Annotated in this window: 1 protein-coding gene; it reads right to left on the reverse strand. The window is 76.5% G+C overall.

The window, feature by feature from the left end; translation table 11 throughout:
• Positions 1-227 precede the first annotated feature (227 nt).
• Positions 228-4,286 (reverse strand): Rne/Rng family ribonuclease (locus tag ABD350_RS17655; RefSeq protein WP_344349096.1); only part of this gene is annotated, 4,059 nt, incomplete at its 5' end.

Here is a 4,286-nt window from a genome sequence, read left to right on the forward strand (position 1 = left end):
CCTTGGGCAGCGTGTCGGTGTAGGGGCGCAGACGCCGTCCGGCGCCGGCCGCCAGCACAAGGCCTATCATCGCGGTTTCTCTCCTTTGGTTCCTGTGTGCACCGGCGTCGCGGCCGGCTGGGGCGCCGTGCGCGGTCGACGGACCGGTCACCCGTCGGCCGGGGCCGACGGGAAAAACGGGTGTGGTCCTGTCCACGGACAGGACCACACCCTGTACGGCGGCTCGATCAGTCGTCGGCGGCCGGGGCCGACGGCACGGACTTCGCCGTCGACTTCGCGGCGGCCGTCTTGGCGGTCTTCGTCGCCTTCTTGGCCGTCGTCTTCTTCGCGGCCGTCTTCTTGGCCGCGGTTTTCTTGGTGGTGGCCTTCTTGGCCGCCGCCTTCTTCGCCGGGGCCTTCTTGGCCGCCGCCTTGCGGGCGGTCTTCTTGGCCGGGGCGGCCGCCTCGGCCTCCTCGGCTCCTTCAGCTCCCTCGGTCACCGGAGCCTCGGCCACGGGGGCTTCCGCCGCCGGAGCCTCGGCCGCCGGAGCCGCCTCGGGCGCCGCCGACGGGACGACCACCACGGCCGCCTCCTCGGGCGCGGTCGGCGCGGTGGCCTTGCGCACCGCGCGGCGGCGCGGGCGGGCGGGCGCCGGGGCGCTCTCGGCCACCGGCTGCCCGGCCTCCGCCGGCTTCTCGGTCTCGGCCGGGGCCTCGGTAGCCGCGACGGGCCGCTCCGCCGGGGCCTCGGCCACGGGCGCGGCCTCGGACACCGTCACCACGGCGGCCTCGGCGCCCGCGGGGGAACCGGCCGGGGCCGACGCCTTGCGGGTCGCCCGACGGCGCGTACGGCCCTTGGGCGCGGCCTCCTCGGCGGCCGGCGCCTCGGCCTGCGGCGCCGGGACCACCTGGTCCTCGACGGCCACCGGCTCGGCCAGCGCCTCGGCGGCGGGCTCCGGCCGCACCGGGCGCGCCGCCGCCTCCTCGGCGGTGACGTCCTGGGCGGTCGGCACCTCGGCCTGCGCGACCGGCTCGGCCTCGGCCTTCTCCGCCTTGCGGCCGGCCTTCCCCGCCTTCTCGGCCTTCTCGGCCCTCTCCGGCTTCTCGGCCTTCTCCGGCTTCTCGGCCCTCTCCGCCTTCGGTGCGCCGGCCGGGGCCGACGCGCGGCGGCTCGCCCGGCGCCGGGTGCGGCCACGGGTGGCCGCCGCCTCCGCCTCGGCGACGCTGCTGTACAGCTCCTCGTCCGGCGCGAAGTCGGGCGCGGGCAGGGCGACCGGCTCGGCGGCCTCGGCGGCCACCTCGACGGCGGTCTCCACCTCGGGCGTGACGTCCGCGGCGGACTCCACGGCCACGGCGGGGGTCTCGTGCACATGCTCGTGCACCGGCTCCGCCGCCTCGGCGCCCCGGCCGCGCTTCTTGCGCTTGCCGCCGCCACCGTTGGCGGTCGCCTGGTCCAGGTGGACGATGACACCGCGGCCGTTGCAGTGGACGCAGGTCTCGGAGAAGGACTCCAGCAGGCCCTGGCCGACCCGCTTGCGGGTCATCTGGACCAGGCCCAGCGAGGTGACCTCGGCCACCTGGTGCTTCGTACGGTCCCGGCCCAGGCATTCCAGCAGGCGGCGCAGCACCAGGTCGCGGTTGGACTCCAGGACCATGTCGATGAAGTCGATCACGATGATGCCGCCGAGGTCGCGCAGCCGCAGCTGGCGCACGATCTCCTCGGCCGCCTCCAGGTTGTTCCTGGTGACCGTCTCCTCCAGGTTGCCGCCCTGGCCGGTGAACTTGCCGGTGTTGACGTCGATGACGACCATCGCCTCGGTCCGGTCGATCACCAGCGAACCGCCGCTGGGCAGCCAGACCTTGCGGTCCAGCGCCTTGGCGAGCTGCTCGTCGATCCGGTAGGTGGCGAAGACGTCGACCTCGCTCGTCCACTTCGACAGCCGGCCGGCCAGGTCCGGGGCGACGTGCGAGACGTAGCCGTGGATGGTCTGCCAGGCGTCGTCGCCGCTGACGACGACCTTGGAGAAGTCCTCGTTGAAGATGTCGCGCACGACCCGGACGGTCATGTCCGGCTCGCCGTACAGCAGCGTCGGGGCGTTGCCGCTCTTGGCCTTCTTCTGGATCTCCTCCCACTGCGCCTGGAGCCGCTCGACGTCACGGCGCAGCTCGTCCTCGCTCGCGCCCTCGGCGGCGGTGCGCACGATGACGCCCGCCTTCTCGGGGACGATCTTCTTGAGGATGGTCTTCAGCCGGGCCCGCTCGGTGTCGGGCAGCTTGCGGCTGATGCCGGTCATCGAGCCCTCGGGCACGTACACCAGATAACGGCCCGGGAGGGAGACCTGGCTGGTCAGACGGGCGCCCTTGTGGCCGATCGGGTCCTTGGTGACCTGCACCAGGACGGACTGGCCGGACTTCAGGGCGGACTCGATGCGGCGCGGACCGCCCGACATGCCGAGCGCCTCGAAGTTGACCTCGCCGGCGTACAGGACGGCGTTGCGGCCCTTGCCGATGTCGATGAAGGCGGCCTCCATCGACGGCAGCACGTTCTGGACCTTGCCCAGGTAGACGTTGCCGACGTACGAGGTCGACTGCTCCTTGTTGACGTAGTGCTCGACGAGCACGCCGTCCTCCAGGACGCCGATCTGCGTACGGTCGCCGTGCTGACGGACCACCATCACGCGCTCGACGGCCTCGCGGCGGGCCAGGAACTCGGCCTCGGTGATGATCGGGACGCGTCGGCGCCCCTGCTCACGGCCTTCCCGGCGGCGCTGCTTCTTGGCCTCCAGCCGGGTCGAGCCCTTGATGGACTGCACCTCGTCGGACGGCTCGCTGGGCTTGCGCGGCTCGCGGACCTTGACGACGGTGCGCTCCGGGTCGTCGGCGGACGGCTCGGCGTCGACCGTGGTCTCACCGGCCCGGCGACGGCGGCGACGGCGACGGCGGCTGCCGGCGCTGGACCCGGCGGGCTCGTCGGCGCGACCCTCCTCGGCGTCCTCTTCCTCCTGCTCGGCGGTGTCCTCGGCGTCCTGCGCGGCCTGCTCGGCGGCCAGTTCCTCGGCGTCCACGCCCTCGCCGGACTCGCCGTCGGCGGCGTCGCCGCGCCGGCGGCGGCGTCCGCCCCGGCGGCGACGGCGGCGCGAGCCGGACTCCTCGTAGCCCTCGGCGCCCTCGGTCTCGTCACCCTCCTCGCCCTCGGCGAGGTCCTCGGCGGACTCGGGGGCCTCCTCGGCCTCCTCCGGCTCCTCCTCGGCGGCGGCCTCGACGGGCCGGGTCTCCTCGGCGGCACCGCGGCGGCGCCGGCGCCGGCGGGTACCGGTCTCGGCGCGCTCCTCCGCGTACTCCTCGGTCTCCTCGGGCTCCTCCTCCTCGGCGGCCTCGGCCGCGGCCTCGGCGGCGGCCCGCTCCGGGGTCTGGAACCGGGGTTCGGTGAACACCGGCGCCTGGAACACGGCGACGGCGGGACGGGCGGGGCGGCGCCTGCCCTTCGTCCCGGCGGACTGCGCGGGCTCGGCGGCCTCGGCGGGCTCGGCGGCCTTGGGCGCGGCGGGCTGCGCGGGCTCGGCGAACCCGGACGCGGCTCGTACGGCCCGGCGCCGGGCGCGGCGCGGCGCGGCGGCCTCGGCGGCCGGCGCGGGGATCTGCGAGGCCTGCGCGGCGTCGGCCGGCTCGGTGGTGTGCGTGGTCACGGGTGCCTCCGGCTCCGCGGGGGTGGCCAGAGTCCGCTCCTCGGCCTGGGTGGCGGCGGGGGCCTCGGCGGCCTCCTCGCCGGCGGGCGCGGAGACCCGGCGGGTGGCCCGGCGCCGGGTACGGCGCGGGGCGGCCTCCTCGACGGGCGCCTCGGCAGCCTCCTCGACGGGCGTCTCCCGCACCGGCTCCGCCTCGGCGGCGGGCGTCTCCTCGGCGGCCTTCGGCGCACCGGCGGGCGCCGACACACGGCGCGTGGCCCGGCGACGCGGGCGCGCGGGCGCGGGCTCTTCGGCGGCCGGCTCCTGAACGGCGGCAGCGGCGGGCTCGGTCACCTCGGCGGCGGGCGTCTCCTCGGCGGCCTTCGGCGCACCGGCGGGCGCCGACACACGGCGCGTGGCCCGGCGGCGCGGACGCGCGGGCGCGGCCTCCTCGGCGGCCGGCTCCTGCGCCGCTTCCGGCGCGGCTGCGAGGGCCCCGGCGGGCTCCTCGGCGGCCGAAGCGGTCTCGCTGGTCCCGGTGGCGGCCGTGGCGGCGGCAGCGGCCGGGACGACGGTCTCGGCGGCCTCGGCGGACACCGGTGCACCGGCAGGCGCCGACACACGGCGCGTGGCCCGGCGGCG

Source organism: Streptomyces nogalater (genome assembly GCF_039532885.1).
In the GTDB taxonomy this organism is placed as follows: domain Bacteria; phylum Actinomycetota; class Actinomycetes; order Streptomycetales; family Streptomycetaceae; genus Streptomyces; species Streptomyces nogalater.